The sequence below is a fragment of the Flavobacterium movens genome (genome assembly GCF_039581425.1).
Lineage (GTDB): Bacteria > Bacteroidota > Bacteroidia > Flavobacteriales > Flavobacteriaceae > Flavobacterium > Flavobacterium luteolum.
Window position 1 is genome coordinate 125942 of record NZ_JBCPXY010000010.1, and the last position, 22380, is coordinate 148321.

Genomic DNA, 22380 nt, shown 5'->3' on the forward strand with positions numbered 1-22380 from the left:
TGATAATTGTGATAATAATAAAAGCGATGTTAATTATATTTTTCATTTGCTTGATTTGATGTGCAAATATAAACCTATTTTTTAATCTTTAAATATTATTTTAAGGTATTAAAACAGCTCTACCTTTTATTTTTCCTTGTCGCATCCTATCGTATACTTCATTGGCGTCGTCAAGTTTATGTTTTTCAATTTCTATATGAATTTTCTTTTGTCTCGCAAGTCCCACCACTTCCATTAGTTCTGTTCTTGATCCCCAATACGGATTGGTCATGCTTACACCAAAAGGCAAAACGTTCATGCTATATTGATAATGTCCACCGCCAAGACCAACAATGGTAAGATCACCATCAAGGCTTACTACTTTTGTTCCTAAATCTATCGTAGAAGTTGCCCCAACAAAATCAAGCACTACTTTTGCTTTTTTGATTCCTGTAATTTTCTGAATTTGTTCTGCTGCATCAGCATCTTTAGAATTTACTGCATAAGCTGCTCCCAGTTCTTTTGCAAAAGCAAGTTTGTCTTCGGTAACATCACAAGCAATAATTTCGGCTCCGCTTATTTCTCTTAATATCTGTAACGCAACGTGACCTAATCCGCCAACACCAATTACGACAACATATTCGTCAGCCATTAATTTAGGAAGCGAACGTTTAATTGCAGAATAAGGTGTAAGTGCAGCATCTGTTAACGGAGCTGCAATAACAGGATCTAAGTCAAATATAGGCACTAGAAGTCTAGAAGACGGAACCAGCATATACTCAGCCATACCACCGTCTAATCCTAATCCGCCACCATACGCTTGCTCCGATTGATGATCACAATAATTTTCTTTTGACTGCTGGCAAGGTTTACAATGCCCGCATCCCCAAGGACCGTATACCAGAACGGCATCTCCTTTTTTGTACCCTTCGACATTTTCTCCAATTTCTTCGATCCATCCAGCATTTTCATGTCCTAACGTAAAAACTGTTCCAACCACTGTTCCTTCATCGATAATGTGCAAATCTGAATGGCAGACACCTGCTCCACCAATCTTTAACAAAACTTCATCACCTTTAGGAACCGGTCTTTCAATATCATTAACAACACGGACATCTTTGTGTCCAAAAAAACGTACTGCTTTCATAAAATAAACTTTTGATTACTATCCTACTAATTTACAACTTGTATTTTCTAACTACCTTATCATACAAGTTAAGTTTATCCTAATTTATTACTGATAATGAGCATTTTCAGAAAGTAGCAATGGTTTAGAAAATAAAAAATAAATAAAATTGGCAACTATTTGACATAAAAAAAGAGAACCTAAGTTCTCTTTTAAATTTATATTTGCTGTTTCTTTTTAATAATATACAGAAAGTAAGATTTTTGAATTTGTGCTTTCGATATATTTTGAAAGTCTACCTAAAAACTCTTGACTAACCATTGGGCAACCGTGACTATTGATTATATAGTATTCTTTTTCATCTGATGGAACCTCTTTATAAGAATGCAATACGATGGCGCGTTTCATGGCATTACTATTTGTTTCGTCTAATCCTGCAAGTCTGAAAGCTTTTCCAAATATTCCTTTATATGGTTTTTCTACTGAATATCTTCCCAGCGAAGTGCAGTTAGATTCTGGAGAATTACTAAATTGTAAAATGTCTCCTTTTATTCCTGTTTCAGAACCTTTACCATGGGCAACTAAACCTTGATCAAGAATTTGATTATTCTCTAGATCGTAAACAAAAAAACGATTTTTTCCTGATTTAATCTTCATATCTACAAGAAAAGCAATTTTGTTGCTATACTTGTGATTAGCAGCTGTAAAAGCCTTAATTTCATTTACATGCTCATTAAGTCTTGCGAATTCAACTTCGCTTAAAATTTCATCCTCATCCCACATACTTATAGAAGTGAAAGAACTCAAGGAAAAAAGCAGTGCCATTAAAAATACTCTCATATCAGGCAGACAGTTAAGTTAATATTCATAATTTGGGGTAATTGTTAATTTAGTGTTGCAAAATTATACACAAAGTTTATACAATTCCCATATCATAAGTTAAAGATATTATAAATATCTGAAAACAACAAAATTATATGTTAATTTTCGTTTAAAATACCTGATTTAATGTTGAAATGCTACATCTAGTGTTAATATAATTCCTTTTCACCTCCTCTTTTTTTATTTTATTAAGAATAGCCATAAAAAAAGATAATTTCTGCCAAATGAAAACTCATTTGACAAAAATTATCAGAAATGTAATCGCAATAATAAATTAAAAGTTTAACTGTCAACCTTTAATTAAGCCATTTATGTAAAGTATCCATAATCAATTTCTGGTCGTTCTCAGGAAAATCTTTGACTCTAGTCGAATGGCTTCCTCCTGGAAGTACCATTTTTAGAGCATCAACACCTGATTTTGGAGTTGGCGAACAGGAGAACCAAGTATCGTATCCTCCATAGACATATAAAATTTTATCGCCTTTATTTTCAACATATTTACGCACCTTTTTTATGTATTTCGGATTGTATTTAATTACGACATCCTTAGGTGCAAATCGCGCATTAGAACTGCTTTTAACAATAGTTAACAAATCGGCGACAGGTTCTAGATCAAAACCATAATAACCCAACTCGCTTAAATGCTGATAATAAGACGGTAAATAGACAAACGACATTTTATCGTTGTAAGTTCCTACTCCAACAATTTTATTCAAATAATCAAAAAGCTCTTTTGCAGAAGCGTTTACTGGCGGAACCTCATCACATTTTCCACCCCACTGCCAAAACGAAAAAGGGAATTCTAAAACAGCATATTCTAATGCTTCAGCAAAAGGAACTTCTGTAAACTGCATTTTTTTCTCAACTGAAAAGTCTTTAAAAACCTCTAAGACAGCTTCTCTATTTTGCAAAACAGCTCTTTGAAAAGCTGTTATTTTTGTTCTGCATTCTTCTGTTCCAACTATTCTTGTATGAGTTATAGTTCTTGGATCTTCACAAGTATTAATTAGTGGCGCTACGTAAGGCATTGCCACATCAACATCTTCTGGGTAGATTGATTTATAAATTAAAGATGTTTCTCCTCCTTTACTAATTCCAGTTGAAATCCATTTTCCTGAGTATATTTTCTTCAATTTGGTCACAATGCTATGATAATCTTCAATGGCCTGATCATTGGTTAAATACTCCCATTGAATCGGATTTGGTCGTGATTTTCCGTAAAAACGATATTCAACCGCCACCTGATTTGCTTGTAACAGACTGCTGACTTCACTTTTAATATTATTCGTATTGTAACCGTGAGTTTCAATTACAGTTGGTCTGTCATAACCTAAATGTGAAAGATAAATATAATGTTGAAAAGTTCCTTTTTCAGGATGTTTATGATCTAAAGGTTGGTCTAAAATTAATTGATAAGACTCTGTATAATTTTCTAAATTATCAATTCGGGTGATAATGGCTTTGGGGAATAATTCAGTTAGTTTTTGCTGAAGATTTGCCGAAGATTCCTGCGCAGAAACGGCAAAATAGTTCAAACAAATAAAGAACAGCGTAATAATAAAGGATTTTCGATTCATTTTAATCTTGTTATTTTGAAATTTTAAAAGTAAGCGCAATACAAAGCAAAAACTGATACTATATTACCCTTAAAATGTAATATTTTATCTTGTTTATATCAACATAGAACAAAATAGAAATAATCCTTTAATTTTATTGAAAATTTGAACTTTGTATAAATTACAGTATATTAAATAATAACTAAAAAATAAAAAAATGACAATTGGAGTTGGCGGATCAACTATAGATATCGAATTAGGAAAAATACAAAACATGACACTTGATGTCGTGCCAATCGCACTTCCAGAGTATAAACAACGCATCAAAAAAGCGATTGCTTTAATGAAAGAGCAAAACTGCAAAGCACTTTATGTAAATGCAGGAACGAACTTATATTATTTTACAGGAACAAAATGGAATCCGTCTGAACGTATGGTTGGAGCTATACTTTTTGAGGATGAAACAGTTGAATATATTGTTCCAAAATTTGAAGAAGGAACGTTTAAAACTTTTATGCAAATTGAAGGAAATTTAAACTTTTGGGAAGAACACGAAAGCCCATCTGAACTATTTGGTAGTATTCTGAAAAGTAAAAATATTTCTGATGGCAATATTGCGTTGGATGAATCTGCAGCTTTTTTTCTAATTGATGGAATCTCAAAAACAAATTCAAACTTTAGTTTTGTAAATGCCCAGCCAATAACAGCAGGATGCCGAATGCATAAATCGGCAAACGAGATTGCTATTATTCAAAAAGCAAAAGATATAACTATGACTGTTCAAAAAGCAGCTGCAAGCATTTTATATCCAGGAATCGCAGTAAGCACCGTTGTCGATTTTATACATAAAGCACATATTAAGGCAGGAATTTCTTCTGGTTCTTATTTCTGTATTGTTCTTTTTGGAGAAGATTCGCAATATCCGCATGGAGTTACTGCTCCTCAAAATTTGGTAGAAAATGATGTTGTTCTGATTGATACTGGATGTCGTTTAGAAGGCTATTTGTCTGACATTACTAGAACTTATGTTTACGGAACTCCAAATGATGATCACAGAAAAATATGGAATCTTGAAAAAGCAACTCAAAAAGCGGCTTTTGATGCTGCGCAAATTGGAGCAACATGTGGCTCTGTAGATGATGCTGCGCGTAAAGTTTTGGCAGAAGCGGGTTTGAGTGGAGATTACGAAATTCCAGGTTTGCCACACCGAGTGGGGCACGGGACAGGTTTAGATATTCATGAATATCCTTATTTGGTAAGAGGCAATCAAACTATTCTAAAAGAAGGAATGGTGGTTAGTAATGAACCTATGATCTGTATGCCAGGACAATTTGGTATTCGTCATGAAGATCATTTTTATATGACCGCTGAAGGTCCTAAATGGTTTACCGAACCAATGCAGAGTATTGATAATCCGTTTGGATTATAGGTTCAAAGATAATTCTCGTTTAATAAACAAGAGGCTGTCTCAAAAGTTTTCGAGACAGCCTCAATTGTTTTTATTTATACGCATTTATATTAAAATATAGCCCGTGGTTTCAACCACGGGGGACATGCGGAGGAGGAAATTCATTGCGTTCCCGTGGTTGAAATCACGGGCTATATTTCGAGCTTCTGAGCGGAATAAAAGAGGCAAGTGCAGTCTTAAAGCCAAAATAACCTCTTTTTTATTCCGGTAGCTATCGGATAAATTTTCCATTTATGCTATTTCTAACTTGTTTTGCTTTTGAGACAGTTTCTCTTAACCTATTTAAAAAGCTCCAGCGGAGCAAAATATTTATAGCTATAAATTTTATGAATCCAGAAAAAGCTCCAGAGGAGCGAAATATTACATCATTAATAAACAGAAAAAATAGGGCTGTCTCAGAAAGACAACCCTATTCATTTTAACTAAATCAACTATTATTCAACTAATAATTTTTTCTTTTCTACAAACTTTCCATCTGTAGCCACAACGATATAAACTCCTTTATTTAAATATTTAAGAGAATAAACAGTTGTATTATGCATTGCAGCAATTAAATGTCCTGTACTATCGTAAATTGATACTTTAACTTTATTGATATCAATATTTTCAAAAGTAAAATTTACCACATCAGAAGCTGGATTTGGATACATTGTAAATGCTTTTGCAGTATTTACATCTGAGCCAGGCAAACCTAGACTTCCAGATTGCAAATCGATTGTGTGAGAAGCGCTCCATTCGCTAAAAGCGTCACCATTCTTTGCTTTTACTCTAAATTCATATACCGTTTGAGTTCCTTGTTTTGGAATCCATAAATAATATGTCGTAGAAGTTCCTGCTGATGTCCAACCTGATGCAGTATTTAACTGCACTTCATAAGATGTAGCATCTGTTGATGTTGCCCAAGAAGCGTAAAATCCTGATGAATATACTCCTGCATTTCCAAGATTAGCAGGAATTGTTAAAGTTGCAGGATTTGTTGGTACAGAAGTTCCTGCTTGAACTGTATAATCTTCGATTTCACCATCTCCTAGATTTCCGCATGTAGAAGACGGATTAGCATTGTATTTCATTACAACTCTCATTCTTGTTGTACCTGCAAATAATTGAGGTGTAAAACTTGTTGTTACAGCAGCATTTGAAGAAACATTATTAACGACTCTCTCTGATGCTTCAAACTGATTGTTTTTATTGTAATCAATCCAAACTCCCCAATATTCTGTATATGCAGAACCGCTAAAACCTGGAGTCAAAGTAACGCTTGTATTCGCATTCGGATTTAACGTAATCACTTTCGATGTGTAATCGGCGTAACCGTTAGTTTCTTTTCCTGATGCGTTTACAAAACTTCCTACTGCTACAGAACTTATATATTCATAACCGTTTGTTCCTTGTGCATCACATAATGGAGCTGCTGGAATTGTTACAGTAGCTACATTCGAATAAGTAGAATAATCAGCACCTGATTTTGCTCTGGCTCTATATTTATAAGTAGTATCAGCAGTTAAACCCGTATTGGTATAAGTCACCGCAGTACTAGCTAATGTCGCAATTTCAGCATAAACATCATCTGAACCCGCTCTTTCAATAATTACATTTGTAGCATTTGTAGCATTATTAGTCCAGTTAAGAACCGCTTCTAAATTCGTTACAGAAGCCGTTAAATTTGTTGGAGCCAATACTGTATTTGCTGTTTGCACCCCTGCTAAGATTGGTTCGTTTGGTTTGGTGTTATAAGCGAAATCTAAGACCGTATACCCTACTCCGCCCGCTTCTACTTTTACATGCATCCATCCGTAACAAATACGACCTCTGCTTGTATATTCAAAACCAACATATCCTGTTTTATTATCCCAATTTGTATATGTCGCTGTTCTTAAATCTAATTGATTCGGATAATTTCCTGGTGCTGCAAAATTACTGGAAGCTCCAATAGAAGTGCCTTGTGTTAAGAATGATATATTTCTTGTTCCAGATTCAGAAACCAGTCTTTTTCCATATGTTTCCATTTTCAAAGCGGCAGCTGCATATTGCCAAACACCATATTCGGTATTGTCTCCAATAGCCAAATCAAAATATTGCCAAGTCGATGCTGCATTAGCTGTATAATCAGGATTGTTTACATAAAACACTCCGTAAGGCGGATCAAATTTCAGATTGATTGTTTTAGAAGCCATATCCAAAGTACTTGTTCCTCCAGTTATTGCGGCATCTTTAAAAGTAACAATAACAGTTGCATTATCTGTAGTATTGTGCGCAGTAGCTTTACCTGTAAAAGTAAGAACTGATTTAGTATTGCTTTCCAGAGTTAAAACTGCGGTTAAACCAGCTGGCACACCAGTAATCGTATAGTCGGTTCCTGCAGTAAAAGTACCGCTGCTTTTTGTAAATGTTCCGTTATTTGTAGCTAGACTAATTGTTGTATTTGAAGTAATACTTCCATCATTTACTTCAGCTTCATACAAAGTATCTGCAGATAAAACTGTTGCCGTTTTATCGCTCATTCCTGTATAAATTGGAGTATTTGGTTTTGTATTATAAGCATATTCTAAAATTGTATAACCATCACCATCAGCGTTTACTTTTACTTTAAACCATCCATAACAAGTAAGACCATCCATTAAATAATCAAATCCTACATAACCCGTTTTTCCGTCCCAATTTGTATAACTAGCCGTTCTTAAATCCAACTGATTTGGATATGCACCAGGGGCTGTCATATTACTTGTTGGGCCAACAGCAGTATTTGCATTTAAAAGCGAGATGTTTCTAGTGCCTGTTTCACAAACTAGTCTTTTTGCGTACGTTTCAATTTTTAAAGCATTCGCAACATAGCGCCATCCTCCAAATGCAGGATCATCTCCTTTTGCGATTTCAAAATACTTCCAAGTCAATGCTGACGAAACAGTTACGTCTGCCATGTCTACAAAAAAGATTCCGTACGGATCTGAGAATTTAAAATTGAAGTATAAAGAAGTACAAGATAAATCAGTTGTTCCGCCTGTAAAGGCAGCAGGTAAAAAACTAATGCCACCCGATGCATTGTTGCTTAATGCATGATTTGTTGCTTTTCCGGTTAATGTAACTGTGATTTGATTATTGGAGTTTACAGTAAGTACAGGTGTGATTCCTGCTGGAAAAGTATGAGTAAAATGAGTTCCTGCTGTTAAAGTTCCTGAAGAAACAGCAAAAGTTTTAGTTCCGTTTAGTTTGATTATTGATGAAGTATCAAAAGAACCATCATTTATGATCGCTTCTTTAAAAGCTACAGCCGATGCAGTAAGAGTGCTTCCTGTTGCATTAACACCAGTATCGATTAAGTTTTGTGCCTGCCAAAGCGATTTTCTAGCCGGATGTTCTAAAGCAGCCAGCATTCTGTCAATCTGACCTTGTGTGTACATTTTGTAACAGCCTTGTGCGCCATTATAGCCCATGTAGTTTTCGAAATTTACTTTATCTCCGCTACAATTTGTTCCTGGAGTACAACCTAAAGTATGATTTCCGTCTTCTGCCGGAGTATCTGCAACTTCATCAGTGCCGCTGCATCCTCCTTCAAAAGTATGAATCAGATTTAAAAAGTGACCAAATTCATGAGTCAGTGTTGCAGAGAATTCTTTACTATATGAGTTATCGTATAAATAAGCCCCGTTAAAAACAACACGAGCCGTATTGTTTGCCGTCATGTCTGAACTTGGATACCAAGCCACACCTGAATTATTTGTAGCTCCGTCATTATACAAATCATTTTGAATATAGACATTCATATATTTTGTATTGTCCCAAGCATCAGCAGCGATCTGGTCATCGTAGCCTCCGCCATTTCCGTAGCCATTTTTTGTTGGATGAAAAATAACACCTGTTGTACAACCTCCGTTTGGATCTTTCTTAGCTAATTTAAATTCTATATTTAAAGTTCCACGTCGAGATTGAAAAAAAGGTTCAACAGTTTGGTAATCTGCGTTACGACCATTAAAATCATCGTTAAGCTGAGCCAAATGGTTGACGATTTTTTCGTACGTTACGGTTTTTCCTCCTTGTACATCACCATAAATATGAAATACTACTGGAATTGTATAAGTAGTCACTGCGGCAGCTTTTGCCGTTGAAGATTTGCGCTGTGCCGCAAAATTTTTACTAAAAACATCAAAGTTCTTTTTCTCTTGAAGTGCATGCGGATTATTCCGATACATTTTTTCATTTTCTTCGCTTGTTCGGCAAGGCAAACCTTGTGCGCTAATTTTCACTGAACTGAAAATCAGAAAGCAGATTAGTAATTTTAATTTCATTTGTTTAGGTTTTTTAATTAGTAACAATCAAAATTACCGCACAAGCTTCTGTTTTTTTGATAGTATTTTATTCAGAATTAATACATAATTATCACATTTTTAACCATAAAAAAACACATATTAAAAAAATACACATAATAAATCATTAAAAACAAATCTTACCTCACAGAATTAAAACATCAGTCTTCCCTTGCAAATACTAGGACAAACAAAAAGCCAGCACTTAAAAAAGTGCTGGCTCAAAAAACAAATTAAACTAACTCAAAATTAAAATTTGTCCCAAAAAATCTTTGTTGTCATTAAATCTCCGCCAATTGCTGTTGAAGCTGCTTCATAATTAGCTGTATTTAGCGTTTTATCAGATGTTGAATAAATATTTCTAACAGGAACTTTACCATCAGCTTCTTGTACTGCTGTTGGAGGCGCTACCAAAATTGGATAATCTAGTCTGCGATATTCCGTCCATGCTTCAAAACCACGATTGTAATAGGCGATCCAAAGCTGATAAGCAATTTTTTGCTTATCGGTTCCTGCTGCTGTAGCGAAAGCAACATCAGGGCGCGCTAAGTAAGTTTGAGCATTCGCATCAGAAACTTTCCAAAATTTCATGCTCGCTTCTATTCCTTTTTTATAATATGTAGCTGCATCTGCACCAACGCTAAAACCTCGGCTTGCCGCTTCTGCCAGCAAAAAACAAGTTTCGGTGTAATCGAATATGACTCCTGGATTTGTTTTTTCTCTTAATCTTTCACCCGTACTGCTATAATTGGCGTAAGTAACCTGTTGTGCATAAGGCGCACCTTTGTACACCCCATTTATTTTTGATTTTGGATCAAAGAAAAAATCACGTCTTGGATCTTCTTTTCCATTTAATTCATTAACAAAAACTTCTGCAATGTTAATTTGATTCTCACTTACTAAACTATTATATAGCGGATTCATATCTACATTTGAAGAAAAGTATTGAAACAGTGCAGTATCAGCTTCTTTGCTCATAACTCCTGAACTAAAAGCACTTTCTACCATTGCTTTTGCTTTTACTGCATCAACATCGGCAAGATGCAATCCCATCTTCAATTTTACGCTGTTGGCTAAAGTTTTCCATTTTGCCACATCTCCGTGAAAAATTAAATCGGCATTTCCGAAACTTTCATTTCCATCATTCAAAGATGCAATAGCAACATCCAAACGAGCAGCCAAATCAAAATAAATGGTTTTAGCGTCATCATACTTAGGTAGCGGAAATTTTTTAATATCTAAAGCTTCAGAATAAGCCACATTTCCAAATAAATCTACCAGAGTTTGATAAGCCATTATAATTTGAACTTCTAAAATAGCAAGTTGATTCTTCTTTACAGCTTCTTCAACAGGACCTAGTACTTTTGTTTCCTGAATTTGTTTTTGCGCATTGGTCAAATCCTGCAATACATCTCTGTATAATGTTACAGCATGCGAACTCCCCAGGTTTCTTTTTGCCTGATTGTAATTGGCTTCATCTGTATAAGTTGCCGTTGACCAATGTTGTGCATATGCTCTGAAATTATTTGAATTTACTGAAGCATTCGTTAGAAAATAAGCATAATTCACCTGCGCATTGGTCATCAATGCACTTGGCAGAGCAGTTTCATAGGCTTTTTCATTCTTGTTCATGTCATCTAAGTTATCACATGAAGCTACTGCACATAAAACAGCTCCTGCAAAAAATATTGTTTTTATAATTCTCATGTCTTTATTTTTTTAGAATTGAACTTTCATGGTAAAACTGTACTCTTTTGTTGTTGGCAATACTCCAGTTTGAAAGCCTTGTAAATTACCTGAAGACGCTCCAGCTTCAGGATCTGCATAAGGCAGGTTTTTGTGAATGATCCATAGATTGCTTCCGTTTACAGCAAAAACCATATTACTAATAAAGGTGTTTTCTATAAATCTTTTTGGCAGTTTGTAGCTCAATCCAACTTCACGCAGTTTTACATATGATGCATCATAAACATATTCCTGCTGAGGCATAGAATTGTAGAAATAGTATCCGTCTGCTCCAGTTACGCTTACCGTTACATCATTTGGCGTACCATCTTGTTTTACACCACCTAATAATACTCCACCACCGTCAGCAACTGGTTCACGCTGAGGAACTCCATTATGATTTTTACTTACTGTACTTTCGTAAATTCCTGTTGCATGTCCGTATTGCTGATCTAGCGAATAAACGTCCCCGCCTTTTTTAACATCAATTAAGAAATTGAAAGAGATATTCTTGTACGTTAAAACGTTATTAAAACCACCAATCCAATCTGGAGCTACGTTACCAATTACAGCTCCTGCAGTTTGCAAGTATCTTCCGTTTGAACGAATTACTTTTTCTCCGTTTAAATAAGTATATCCAGAACCAACTAGCTGTCCTACTGGTTTGCCAACTTCTGCCACATAATTTACTCCTTGGAATGATCCTAATGAAATCTGACTTGCTCCTCCTAAAGAGATTACCTCATTTTTATTGGTTGACCAATTTACTGTCGCCTGCCATGAAAAATCTTTAGTTTTTATCGGAGTTGCGTTAACAGTTACCTCAAATCCTTTGTTCTGAACATTTCCAGCATTGATCCACGCTCTTGTATACCCTGTCTGTGTTGGAGTTTCTATAGAAAGAATCTGATTTGTTGTATTGGTTTTATAGTAAGAGAAATCTACCCCTAATCTGTTTTTGAAAAACTTAAGTTCAAGACCAGCCTCTACACCTTTAGTCAACTCACTTTTCAAATCAGAATTACTTTTATCATTGTCTGTAGAAAAACGAACTCCACCAGGTCCGAAATTAAAATTTTTAGGATAAAGTGTAGAAGTCACCGCAAATGGCGCATCGTTTCCTGTTTCTGCATAATTCAGACGCAATTTTCCAAATGACAGCCAATCTGCTTTAATATGATTACTAAAAATATAAGTTGCTGTAATGGATGGATAAGAATAGGTATTATTGTCTTTTGGCAAAGTAGAGGATTGATCTACTCTATAAGTTCCTTCAAGGAAATAGGTGTCAAGAAAATTAAAACTTGCCATTCCGTAAACACTATTAGTTCCAAGAGTTATCTGTTGTTCTTCTGGACTTGTGATTCCGTCAATTGAATTGGTTAAGGCATAAATTCCTGGAACAACCAATCCTCCATTTGTTAACGCATAGATAGAATTGCTAACCGAACGTCTAGAGTTTCCTCCTAACATACCATTAAAACTGATTCCGTCAGTAATACCTGTTTTGAAATTTAATGCTAAATCTAAATTGATTTCGCGGAAATTTTTATCATATCTAGAATATTGACCAAGACCGTTTGGTGTTCTTTTAGAACCTACAGCAATACGCTCTTCTTGCAATTGATGGTAAAAATCTACAGCACCACGTCCCATAATATCAAACCAATTTGTAACTTCTGTTTTTACCACTACATTACCAAAGAAACGATCTCTTTTTAATGAGTTGTAATTATTGTAACGTTGAAAATATGGGTTATCATGAAACTGAACTCTTAAATCGGTTGGACCGTATACATTCCATGTGGTATTTTTGCCTGTTAATTCGTAAGCCGCTCTAAGATCATTAAAATCTGCATTGGTTGTATACCATTGTCTAACACTGCTTAAATAGTTATTTCCTCCATCTCCATATCCTGTTTCGTTCATTCCAATAGCATCAGATGTCAAATAGTTTGCTGATGTAGAAATTCTCGTTTTTGGTGTAACTTTATAACTTCCAGAAAAATTGAAATTGTCTTTTCTGTTATTGCTATTAGGAAGAATAGCTTGCTGCTGATTGTAATTGGTATAACCAAATCTAAAATCTCCTTGATCATTTGCAGCCGAAAAAGATATACTATTAATATACGTTAAGCTATTTTGATAAAAACTGTTTGGATCATTTTTAACAGCTGTATATGGAGTTGCCTTACCGTAAGTTGGCAATTCTGGATAGAACGAATTCCAGTTGTAAACTAACAATGAAGGATCAAATTTTGGTCCCCAAGCCGCATCGTCGGTTGCTGTGTAAGGATGAACACCACTACCTAAATCAACTGTGCCATAAAAATCACCATATCCTCCGCCGTATTGTTTTTGATACTCTGGTAAAGTCTTTTTGTCTACTACTCCAATATTAACTCCCGAGCTAAAATCAAATCCTAGTCCGCCTTTAGTTTTGCTTCCTTTTTTTAGCGTCACGATAATAACTCCATTTGACGCTCTTGATCCGTACAATGCTGTAGCCGCCGCGCCTTTTAAAACGTTCATGGTTTCAATATCGTCGGGATTAATATCAGAAGCAGCATTTCCGTAATCGTAGCCACCTTTGTTTCCACCTGATTTTTGATCTGCTGTATTGGTGTTGTCATTATTCAATATAATTCCATCAACAACCCATAATGCCTGATTGTTTCCTGTTAACGAACTAGTACCACGAATTACAACATTGGTAGAACCTCCAATATTATTATTTCGTCTAATTTCTACACCAGCAATTTTACCTGAAATATTATTAGAAACGTTACCTGTATTTATTTTTGTCAGCTGATCTCCGTTTATTTCTTGTGTTGCATAACCAAGAGATTTTTTCTCTCTTTTAAGTCCCAATGCTGTAACTACGATTTCTTGCAATTGTGTAGATCCTGCGGTCATTTTTACGTTTATGCTGTTGCCGCGTGCTGGAACTTCTTTAGTCTGCATTCCAATAAAGCTAAACACAAGAACCGCATTTGCATCAGCTTTTATTGAATATTTCCCATCAAAATCAGTCTGAGAACCTGTTTGAGTTCCTTTTACCAGTACTCCAACACCTGGCAATGGAACTCCATTCTCATCTGAAACAATTCCTGACACAACCCGTTCTTGGGCAAAAGTCAGTTTAGTCAACAGTACAAAAAAGAGTACTGCAATTTTTCTAAAATTAATCTTCAATTTCATAAAATGGTTTTATAATTAATGTGGCAAATATTTTGCTTTTTAGATAATTTTTCTGATAATATATTACCGAAAAACCTGCTTATATTACCCTATAAATATCAATTTCGCAATTACACATTTACTATATTACCATTTATAAAAAATTTCAAAATCAAATACTTAACTCAAAACCGAAAGAACTAAATACATAAAAAAAGGAGAATTTCAATTTGATGAAATTCTCCTCTCTTTTTATGATATGTAGTTTTTTTTATTTTGCTCCTGGCGGGCAATTTTTTTCAATAAATCTGATAAAAGTATCTGTAAGATGTTTTTCTGTTCCTTCTCCTTCATCAATACTATGAGAACGATTTGGATATATCATTAAATCAAACATTTTATCGTATTTGATCAATTCATTAATTAAAACTTCTGCATTTTTATAATGTACATTATCATCGCCTGTTCCGTGAATGTACAATAAATTTCCTTTCAGATTTTTAGCATGCGTTACAGGAGAAGCTTGAATATATGCTGCCTGATTTTCATCTGGCAATCCCATATAACGTTCTGTATAAATATTATCATAAAAATGCTGATCTGTTACTGCCGCAATGGCAACGCCTGTTTTGTAAATCTCTGGATACTGAAACATTAGATTTAAAGTTACAGCTCCACCACCGCTCCAGCCATGAATTGCTACACGATCAGAATCGATGAAGTTCCATTTTAAAACTTCTTTGGCCGCCATTGCTTGATCACGCGTATTGATAATTCCGATATTTTTATAAATTGATTTTCTCCATTGCATTCCTTTCATTGCTGGAGTTCCTCTATTATCCATCGCAATTCCGATATATCCTTTTGGTATCAACTCACTTATGAATCCATTAAAATATGGACTATCATTAGCCACTGTAGCCATTGGTTCTCCATAAACATAAAAGAAAACAGGATATTTTTTTGAAGGATTAAAGTCTAATGGTTTTGCCATTACTCCATCAATCTCTACTCCATCTGCTGTTTTCACTTTAAACTTCTCCATCGAATAATCTCGATTTGGAGCCGCAAAAACATCTGCTTCTTTTGGATAAATCTTTTGATGCCCCGACAAAGCAATCAATCTCTGGTTGTAGTCTCTTGAAATGCTAAAATTGGTGTGTCTTGCATAAGCTGCATCTGTAGAAAAAACATATCGGTTTGTACCATCAAAAATTGCTGGAGTTATTCTTTTTGTCTTTTTCGAACTTAAATTCGTTTCATACAAATAACGCTGAGTCGCATCTTCTGGACTTGCTATAAAATATATCGTTTTTGTTTTTTCGTTATAGGCTTTAAAATAAGCATCAAAATTAGTTTTAGTGATTAACTCTTTTGATTTTCCGTCAAGACTTATTTTATAAACATGCATCCATCCATCTGCATCCGAGCTCCATAAAAAAGCTTTTCCGTTGTCTACAAACTGGCAAGGAAAAACATCATATTCACCAGCAGAAGTGTCAAATACATCTATCCATGCAGCTGATTCTTCTTTATAAATCAATCTCGCCGCACCCGATTTTGCATTACAATCGTACATCGTAACCTGATTCTGGTTTCTATTTAGCTGAACTACCATAATAGACTCATTGCTAAGCCATTTCATTCGAACCAAATAATTATTATCTGGTTCTCCAGGAATATCTAACCAATTGGTTTGAAGAGAATCAATATTTACTACTCCGATTTTTACAGAAGAAGGTTTATCTCCTGCTTTTGGATATTCTACAGGAATAATTGTCGGATACAGCGAATCTGTATTATTAATCATGAAATGGAATTTGGTAGACGTTGCATCTACTCTCCAAAAAGCAATACTTTTTCCGTCTGGACTCCATCTAAAACCGTCACGCGCTGCTAGTTCTTCTTCATAAACCCAATCAAAAGTTCCGTTAATAATTTTATCTGTGCCATCAGTTGTTACTGGTGTGATTTTTCCAGAATTCAGATTTTCAACATATATATTGTGTTTTGAAACATAGGCAACATTTTCATTATCGCTAGAAAATTTAGCAAACATTAAGGATGATGCGTCTAAGTTTTTGCCCAATTGTTTTCCTTTTCCTGTAGCCAAATCAAAATACCAATAATCACCTCTGGTATTGTCTCTCCATACTTTCTTTGAATTAGTATAGACTAAAACTTTTGTTTTTGAATCGTTCCAAACCAACTGCTCAATTTCGCTAGTAAATCCAGCAGCTGCTAATTGCGCTTTCGATAAAATAGTGCTTTGTTTATCTAATTTATCAACATCATAAATGACTACATTACTGTCTTGATTCACCCAAAAAGAATGAGAATTTGGCAACCAATTTAGATTGTTAATATCAATCTTCTGTGCGAAAACAGAGGTGCATACGAACAGAAGAAACAACAAATACTTTTTCATCTTACTTTTTATTTTTAATTAAATTTTCAATTTCGGCGATTTCTATTGGCATGGCTTCACTCAGATTGATATTTCCATTTTCTGTTATCAAATAATCATTTTCCAAACGGCATCCTATTCCTTCTTCTCTAATGTAAATTCCGGGTTCGCAAGTAAGCACCATTCCTTTTTCAAAAGGTCTTGAATACAAACCAACATCATGAACATCAAGTCCTAAATGATGTGCAGTTCCATGCATGAAATATTTCTTGTAAGCAGGTTTTTCTGGATCTTGAGATTTAATTTCTTCTTCTGTAATAAGTCCCAGTTTCACCAATTCAGTTTCAATTAATTTTGCCATTTGAAGTTCATAATCTTTAGATAAAACTCCAGGCTTCAATAATTTTGAACCTTCTTTCAAACAATGCAAAACAGATTCGTAAACCTCTTCTTGTCTCGGACTAAAAGTTCCGTTAACCGGAATACATCTTGTGGTATCTGAATTATAGTTGGCATAACAGCTTCCAAAATCAACAAGAACCATTTCATTCTCTCTGCAAATATCATCGTTGGTGTTATAGTGCAACGAACAGGCATTAACTCCAGATGCCACAATTGATCTAAATGCCTGTCTCGTTCCTCCGTTTTTTACGGTGGCGTACAACAATTCGGCTTCCAATTCGTATTCTTTTATATTTGGACGAATTGCGTCTAAAACTCTATGAAAACCTTCAACACTAAGCGCTGTTGCTTTTTTTATTAAATCAACTTCCTCGTTCGATTTAATTGGACGCAATTCGCGAGTTATTTTTGCCACACGATCATATTGATGCAATGGATATTTTTCTTTGCACCATTTTATCATTCGATCTTGTCTGGTTTCAATTTCGGCAGTTACCCTTTTGATATGCTCATTATGACCTAAGTAAATAATGTCAGCTTCAAAAGCAAAAAGCTGCAAAGTCTTTTCAAATTCGTGAAGCCATTTGATATTCTGGATTCCGGAAACAGCTGTTGCTTGTTCTTTAGTCAAAAAATTACCATCCCAAAGAAGCGTATGTTCATTTGCTTCTTTTACAAAAAGTATAACTCTGTTTTCTTCTTTAAAAGCATCAGGATAAAGCACCAAAATGGTTTCATCCTGATCAATTCCAGACAAGTAAAACAAATCATTGTTTTGTGAAAACCCCATAACATCATCTGCGTTATTAGGCATTACGTCGTTTGAAGTCAAAATAGCCAAACTATTTGGCAGCATTTTTTCGGTAAATCTTTTTCGGTTTTCAATAAACAAAGAAACCGGAATCGCATTGTATCTCATATTTTATATTTGGAATCTGTCAATAGCTACAGAAGTCGGTTTACCAGAAATAATCTCTGTTATAATTTTCCCTGTTGCCGGTGCGAGACTTAATCCCATCATGGCATGTCCTGTTGCTAAGGTCAAATTTACAACTTTTTTGTCTCTAGTAATAATAGGCATTCCTGATGGCGTACATGGCCTAAAGCCAAACCAAGTATCTTCTGTTTTTGGCATTTCTACTTTCATATCAGGATAGAAATCATTAATGCTGTTTATAATTCCCTGAAGTCGGTTTGCATTTATTTTGTTGTCTTTGGCGTGTGTTATTTCCATAGTTCCTCCAAATCTAATATCATTTGCCATTGGAGTTACGGCTACTTTTCCTTCACATAAAATAGATGGAATGCTCGGTTTTTGGGATTTATCTTTTAATGTAAAACTGTATCCTTTTCCAGGTAAAATAGAAATTGAAACATTTAGTTTTTTAGCCAGAAAAGGGCTCCAAGATCCTGATGCCAAAACCACTTCATCAGTTCTAAAAAGTCCTTTATCAGTAACAATTTTTTCAATTTTATTTCCTTCTAAAACAAAATCTCTCACACTGGTTTGAGAATGGATTTCAACTTTTAAACGAGCCAATTCTTCCTTTATGAAAGACATAAATTTTTGCGGATATAAATGGGCGTCACTTTTATAATGAACTCCTCCAATTACATTGGTATTAGTTCCTTTTTCTAAAAGTGCAACTTCTGCTTTTGACAGATAATCTACTTCAAGTCCCAAACGTTCTGCTTCTTTTCCTTCGTGATGCATTTCTTCTCCTACTTTATCACTTTTGTAAAGCATTAAAAGTCCTTTTTCTTCATAGAAGAAAGAATTATTCTCTTTGGCAAAATCTTGATATAATTCTTTACTTAATAACGAAAGATCTCGTAAAGCAGGCATTGCATTTTCTACATGGCGCAAATTGGCATGTTTATAAAACTGCATTCCCCAGTTTATCAAATCTTTACTTAAACGTGGTTTTACATAAAACGGACTACGGCTATCAAACATCCATTTTATTCCTTGAGCAATCATACCGGGTTGTGCTAGCGGAATAATGTGAGATGGTACAATCATACCTGCGTTTCCGTATGAACAGCCATTGTTCATATCCGATTCATCAAATACGCTCACCTCGTAACCTTCCTTTGCAAGATAATAGGCAGAACATAAGCCAATAATTCCACCGCCAATAACAGCAACTTTTTTCATAAATTTTATTTCGTTAAGAGTTCTTTGAACTGCTAATTATATTTTAAATCTGTTGGATCAAATTATATGTTTCATTGAGTTAAAATCAATTGCATTCGTCTTTACTTAGATTTTTTTTACATCCATTTTTAAACATAGCCCGTGGTTGAAACCACGGGTATGTAATCAAAAAACAATCTATATATACCCGTGGTTTCAACCACGGGCTATATCTGAATATTATTATTTAATTCTCAGCTCCAATCTGAATGCAAAAATCTCTTAATTTAACGACGATAGAGATAATCAAAATTGTAAAAGATGGTTTTAGCTTAAACAACAACCATGTTAATTTGGCTAAAGTCCATCTTATTTACAATTTCTAAAATCCCTTAGTTAAAACTAGAGACTATTCAAAAAACAATAATTTAATTTAACCAGCAACTTAATTATATTATAAACTGATTTTTAAATAACCTGAAATCCAAATGCATACGGATCGTCGCTTTCATCAATTATAATATTATTGTATCCGTACACTTTTGCCCAGCCTTGTATGCTTGGCACAATAGCTGGAATATCTCCAATAGAAGTTTCTTCCACAACTTTTCCAATAAACTTACTTCCAATATAACTTTCATGAATAAACTCTTCTCCTTTTTTCAATTTCCCTTTAGCGTGCAATTGTGCCATTCTAGCCGATGTTCCTGTTCCGCACGGCGAACGATCGATTGCTTTATCACCATAGAAAACCGCATTTCTGCCAGATGATACTGGATCAATAGGCGATCCTGTCCACAACATATGCGTTACGTCTCTAATGGTATTGTTTTCAGGATGAATAAAATAATCTGGGTATTTTTCATTAATCTTATTGCGAACTTCCTGACTGTATTGAATAATTTTACTTGCTGTAAAATCCTGAACATCCGAAAAATTCTTTTGCGGATCTACAATGGCATAGTAATTTCCTCCGTAAGCCACATCAAAAACAATTTCGCCCAATTCTGGACAATCAATAGTAAGACCTTCTGCAGCTAGATAAGATTTAACGTTGGTCAAACGTACCCAATCTACTTTTTTGCCTGTTTGCTGATATTCGATATGCACTAAACCTGCAGGCGCTTCCATTTTAATAATTCCAGGAACCTTCGGCGTCACCAAACCTTCTTCGACAGCAATTGTAATAGTTCCAATTGTTCCGTGTCCGCACATTGGCAGACATCCAGAAGTTTCTATAAACAGAATTCCAAAATCATTCTCAGGATTGCTTGGCGGATACAAAATACTGCCACTCATCATGTCATGTCCTCTTGGTTCAAACATTAAGCCTTTACGAATCCAGTCATATTCTTTTAAGAAATGCTGCCGTTTTTCGCTCATCGAATTACCTTGTAGATTTGGTCCGCCACCAGCAACAACCCGAACCGGATTCCCGCACGTATGAGCATCTACGCAAAAAAAAGTTTTCTTTACCATTTTATATTTGAGATAGTGTTAGTTTATTATTTACTGTACGAACAATTTGCAACGGATTCTCATTTTGTAATTCAGCTGGCAGTAAATGGTCTGGCCAATTCTGAAAACTTACTGGACGCACCCATCTGTAAACTGCGTCTATTCCAACTGCTGTGTAACGTGAATCTGAAGATGCTGGATAAGGTCCGCCATGAAGCATAGAAGCGCAAACTTCTACTCCTGTAGGTACACCATTGTATATTAAGCGACCTACACGATTCTGTAAAGCGCCAATTATTCCTTTGTGGGTGTCAATTTCGTTCTCCTCACTTATAATTGTTCCTGTTAGCTGTCCTTCCAACTTCGAAATTACTTCTATTAATTCAGCTTCATTTTCGCATTCAATTAAAATTGAAAAAGGACCAAAAACTTCATTATGTAATGCTGCATTCTTTAAAAATTCTTTCCCATCAACTTTCAAAACAGTTGAAGCGCCGTGATTTGGTGTTGTCTCGCCTTTAAATTGAGCTATTCTTGAAACTCCATTCTGTTCTTCTATTTTTGCAATTCCGTTATTAAAATCAGCATAAATAGAAGGATGAAGCATACAGCCTGGCGTAATTTTTTCGATTGCTTGATCTAGATTTTCTGTAAACTCATTTAATTCTTCTCCTTTTAAAGCTAGCAATAAACCAGGATTCGTGCAAAATTGCCCAGCTCCTAAAGTGATAGAACCTGCATAGGCTGTCGCCCATTTTTGGCTGTTTTTTTTCAATGCGTTTGGTAAAAGTACTACTGGATTTATGCTTCCCATTTCGGCAAATACTGGAATTGGCTCTGGACGCTGTGCAGCTAAATCGCACAGAGCACGTCCGCCTTTAATGCTTCCCGTAAAACCTACTCCTTTTACCAATGGATGTTTTACCAAACTTGTTCCAAGCGTTCTTCCGTCACCAATAAGGTTAGAAAAAACACCTTCTGGCATATTGGTTTTCTGAGCTGCTTTAATAATTGCAGAAGCAACCATTTCGCCCGTTCCTATATGCATAGAATGGCTTTTTACAATAACAGGACAACCTGCAGCCAAAGCTGAAGCCGTATCTCCTCCGCTTGTAGAGAATGCAAAAGGAAAATTACTTGATCCAAAAACCACAATTGGTCCTAAAGGCACTAACATTTTGCGTAAGTCTTCTTTTGGCGCAGGCTGTCTGTCGGTTATTGCAGTATCTATTGTAGCTTGTACCCAGCTTCCTTCTGTAAGCATGTCGGCAAAAGCTTTTAACTGTCCGATTGTTCTTCCACGTTCTCCTTCTGCTCTGCCTCTTGGATAACCCGATTCGGTGCAGTACTGAACTAAAAGATCGTCTCCTAATGCTAAAATTTCATCAGCAATAGCGTTCAAAAATTTAGCTTTCTCTATACCCGAATAATTTTTATAACTCGCAAATGCTTGATTGGCTAACGCAACTGCTTCCTCAATTTCATCTTGAGTTGCCTCAGTAAAAACCCATGGATTTTCTGTATTCAATAGCGGATTAAACGTTTTTAGTATTTTTGTACCACCTGCTTTTAGCTGGCTTCCTATATAATTTTTTCCTGTAATCATGTTTTTTTTCTTATAAATGAATTAAGAGCAATTTTAGTTTTCAGCTACGGTTTTAGTCTCAAGTTTCAGTCGCAGCCCCAGTAAACACAGCTACCGAAAACCCTGACTGTAAATGGGAACTGAAAAACTGAGACTGCGACTGAAAGCTGAGAA

The 22380-nt window shown here is 35.2% G+C and carries 12 protein-coding genes; 1 reads left to right on the plus strand and 11 read right to left on the minus strand.

Translation table 11 applies throughout. The features are described 5' to 3' along the window. Positions 1-100 precede the first annotated feature (100 nt). The 3 genes from AAYQ05_RS17550 to AAYQ05_RS17560 all read right to left on the minus strand — a co-directional run bounded on the left by AAYQ05_RS17550 (position 101) and on the right by AAYQ05_RS17560 (position 3564). The gene (locus tag AAYQ05_RS17550; RefSeq protein ID WP_343544686.1) at positions 101-1126 is read right to left on the minus strand and encodes an NAD(P)-dependent alcohol dehydrogenase; all 1026 of its coding nucleotides are present in this window, start codon (positions 1124-1126) and stop codon (positions 101-103) included. A gap of 216 nt (positions 1127-1342) precedes the next feature. Continuing rightward, positions 1343-1945, minus strand: a complete 603-nt coding sequence (locus tag AAYQ05_RS17555; protein ID WP_281632817.1) for a murein L,D-transpeptidase catalytic domain-containing protein — start codon at positions 1943-1945, stop codon at positions 1343-1345. Positions 1946-2283: 338 nt separating this feature from the next. Continuing rightward, a complete protein-coding gene (locus tag AAYQ05_RS17560) occupies positions 2284-3564 on the minus strand; it encodes a S28 family serine protease (protein ID WP_343544687.1) in 1281 nt (426 codons plus the stop codon). Between the two features lie 196 nt (positions 3565-3760). Here AAYQ05_RS17560 and AAYQ05_RS17565 point away from each other — a divergent pair, with 196 nt between their 5' ends. Further along, on the plus strand, positions 3761-4972 hold the full coding sequence (locus AAYQ05_RS17565; RefSeq protein ID WP_343544688.1) for a M24 family metallopeptidase: 1212 nt from the start codon (positions 3761-3763) through the stop codon (positions 4970-4972). 473 nt (positions 4973-5445) lie between these two features. Here AAYQ05_RS17565 and AAYQ05_RS17570 read toward each other — a convergent pair whose 3' ends face one another. The 8 genes from AAYQ05_RS17570 to AAYQ05_RS17605 all read right to left on the minus strand — a co-directional run bounded on the left by AAYQ05_RS17570 (position 5446) and on the right by AAYQ05_RS17605 (position 22227). Then, positions 5446-9294, minus strand: coding sequence for a M43 family zinc metalloprotease (locus AAYQ05_RS17570; protein ID WP_343544689.1), 3849 nt, complete (start codon positions 9292-9294; stop codon positions 5446-5448). Positions 9295-9561: 267 nt separating this feature from the next. Then, positions 9562-11019: a SusD/RagB family nutrient-binding outer membrane lipoprotein gene (locus tag AAYQ05_RS17575; RefSeq protein WP_343544690.1), complete on the minus strand. Its 1458-nt coding sequence runs from the start codon at positions 11017-11019 to the stop codon at positions 9562-9564. 12 nt (positions 11020-11031) lie between these two features. Beyond that, positions 11032-14238, minus strand: a complete 3207-nt coding sequence (locus AAYQ05_RS17580; protein ID WP_343544691.1) for a SusC/RagA family TonB-linked outer membrane protein — start codon at positions 14236-14238, stop codon at positions 11032-11034. Between the two features lie 250 nt (positions 14239-14488). After that, a complete protein-coding gene (locus AAYQ05_RS17585; RefSeq protein WP_343544692.1) occupies positions 14489-16645 on the minus strand; it encodes a S9 family peptidase in 2157 nt (718 codons plus the stop codon). A 1-nt stretch (position 16646) separates the two neighbouring features. Beyond that, complete coding sequence (locus AAYQ05_RS17590; protein ID WP_343544693.1) at positions 16647-17945, minus strand: aminopeptidase P N-terminal domain-containing protein; 1299 nt, start codon at positions 17943-17945, stop codon at positions 16647-16649. A gap of 3 nt (positions 17946-17948) precedes the next feature. Next, positions 17949-19184, minus strand: a complete 1236-nt coding sequence (locus AAYQ05_RS17595) for an NAD(P)/FAD-dependent oxidoreductase (protein ID WP_343544694.1) — start codon at positions 19182-19184, stop codon at positions 17949-17951. Between the two features lie 447 nt (positions 19185-19631). Next, entirely contained in the window at positions 19632-20642 is a 1011-nt protein-coding gene (locus AAYQ05_RS17600) for a 4-hydroxyproline epimerase (protein ID WP_343544695.1), read from the minus strand. A gap of 1 nt (position 20643) precedes the next feature. Further along, positions 20644-22227 carry an aldehyde dehydrogenase (NADP(+)) gene (locus tag AAYQ05_RS17605; RefSeq protein ID WP_343544696.1) on the minus strand — a complete coding sequence of 528 codons (1584 nt, stop codon included), beginning with the start codon at positions 22225-22227 and terminating at the stop codon, positions 20644-20646. Between the last annotated feature and the right edge of the window lie 153 nt (positions 22228-22380).

What these genes read in the sequence shown, in the direction of transcription:
- AAYQ05_RS17580 (WP_343544691.1), bottom strand. Translation starts at nt 14,238, where the DNA reads ATGAAATTGAAGATTAATTTTAGAAAAATTGCAGTACTCTTTTTTGTA.
- AAYQ05_RS17560 (WP_343544687.1), bottom strand. Translation starts at nt 3,564, where the DNA reads ATGAATCGAAAATCCTTTATTATTACGCTGTTCTTTATTTGTTTGAAC.
- AAYQ05_RS17575 (WP_343544690.1), bottom strand. Translation starts at nt 11,019, where the DNA reads ATGAGAATTATAAAAACAATATTTTTTGCAGGAGCTGTTTTATGTGCA.
- AAYQ05_RS17605 (WP_343544696.1), bottom strand. Translation starts at nt 22,227, where the DNA reads ATGATTACAGGAAAAAATTATATAGGAAGCCAGCTAAAAGCAGGTGGT.
- AAYQ05_RS17565 (WP_343544688.1), top strand. Translation starts at nt 3,761, where the DNA reads ATGACAATTGGAGTTGGCGGATCAACTATAGATATCGAATTAGGAAAA.
- AAYQ05_RS17600 (WP_343544695.1), bottom strand. Translation starts at nt 20,642, where the DNA reads ATGGTAAAGAAAACTTTTTTTTGCGTAGATGCTCATACGTGCGGGAAT.
- AAYQ05_RS17550 (WP_343544686.1), bottom strand. Translation starts at nt 1,126, where the DNA reads ATGAAAGCAGTACGTTTTTTTGGACACAAAGATGTCCGTGTTGTTAAT.
- AAYQ05_RS17570 (WP_343544689.1), bottom strand. Translation starts at nt 9,294, where the DNA reads ATGAAATTAAAATTACTAATCTGCTTTCTGATTTTCAGTTCAGTGAAA.
- AAYQ05_RS17585 (WP_343544692.1), bottom strand. Translation starts at nt 16,645, where the DNA reads ATGAAAAAGTATTTGTTGTTTCTTCTGTTCGTATGCACCTCTGTTTTC.
- AAYQ05_RS17595 (WP_343544694.1), bottom strand. Translation starts at nt 19,184, where the DNA reads ATGAAAAAAGTTGCTGTTATTGGCGGTGGAATTATTGGCTTATGTTCT.
- AAYQ05_RS17590 (WP_343544693.1), bottom strand. Translation starts at nt 17,945, where the DNA reads ATGAGATACAATGCGATTCCGGTTTCTTTGTTTATTGAAAACCGAAAA.
- AAYQ05_RS17555 (WP_281632817.1), bottom strand. Translation starts at nt 1,945, where the DNA reads ATGAGAGTATTTTTAATGGCACTGCTTTTTTCCTTGAGTTCTTTCACT.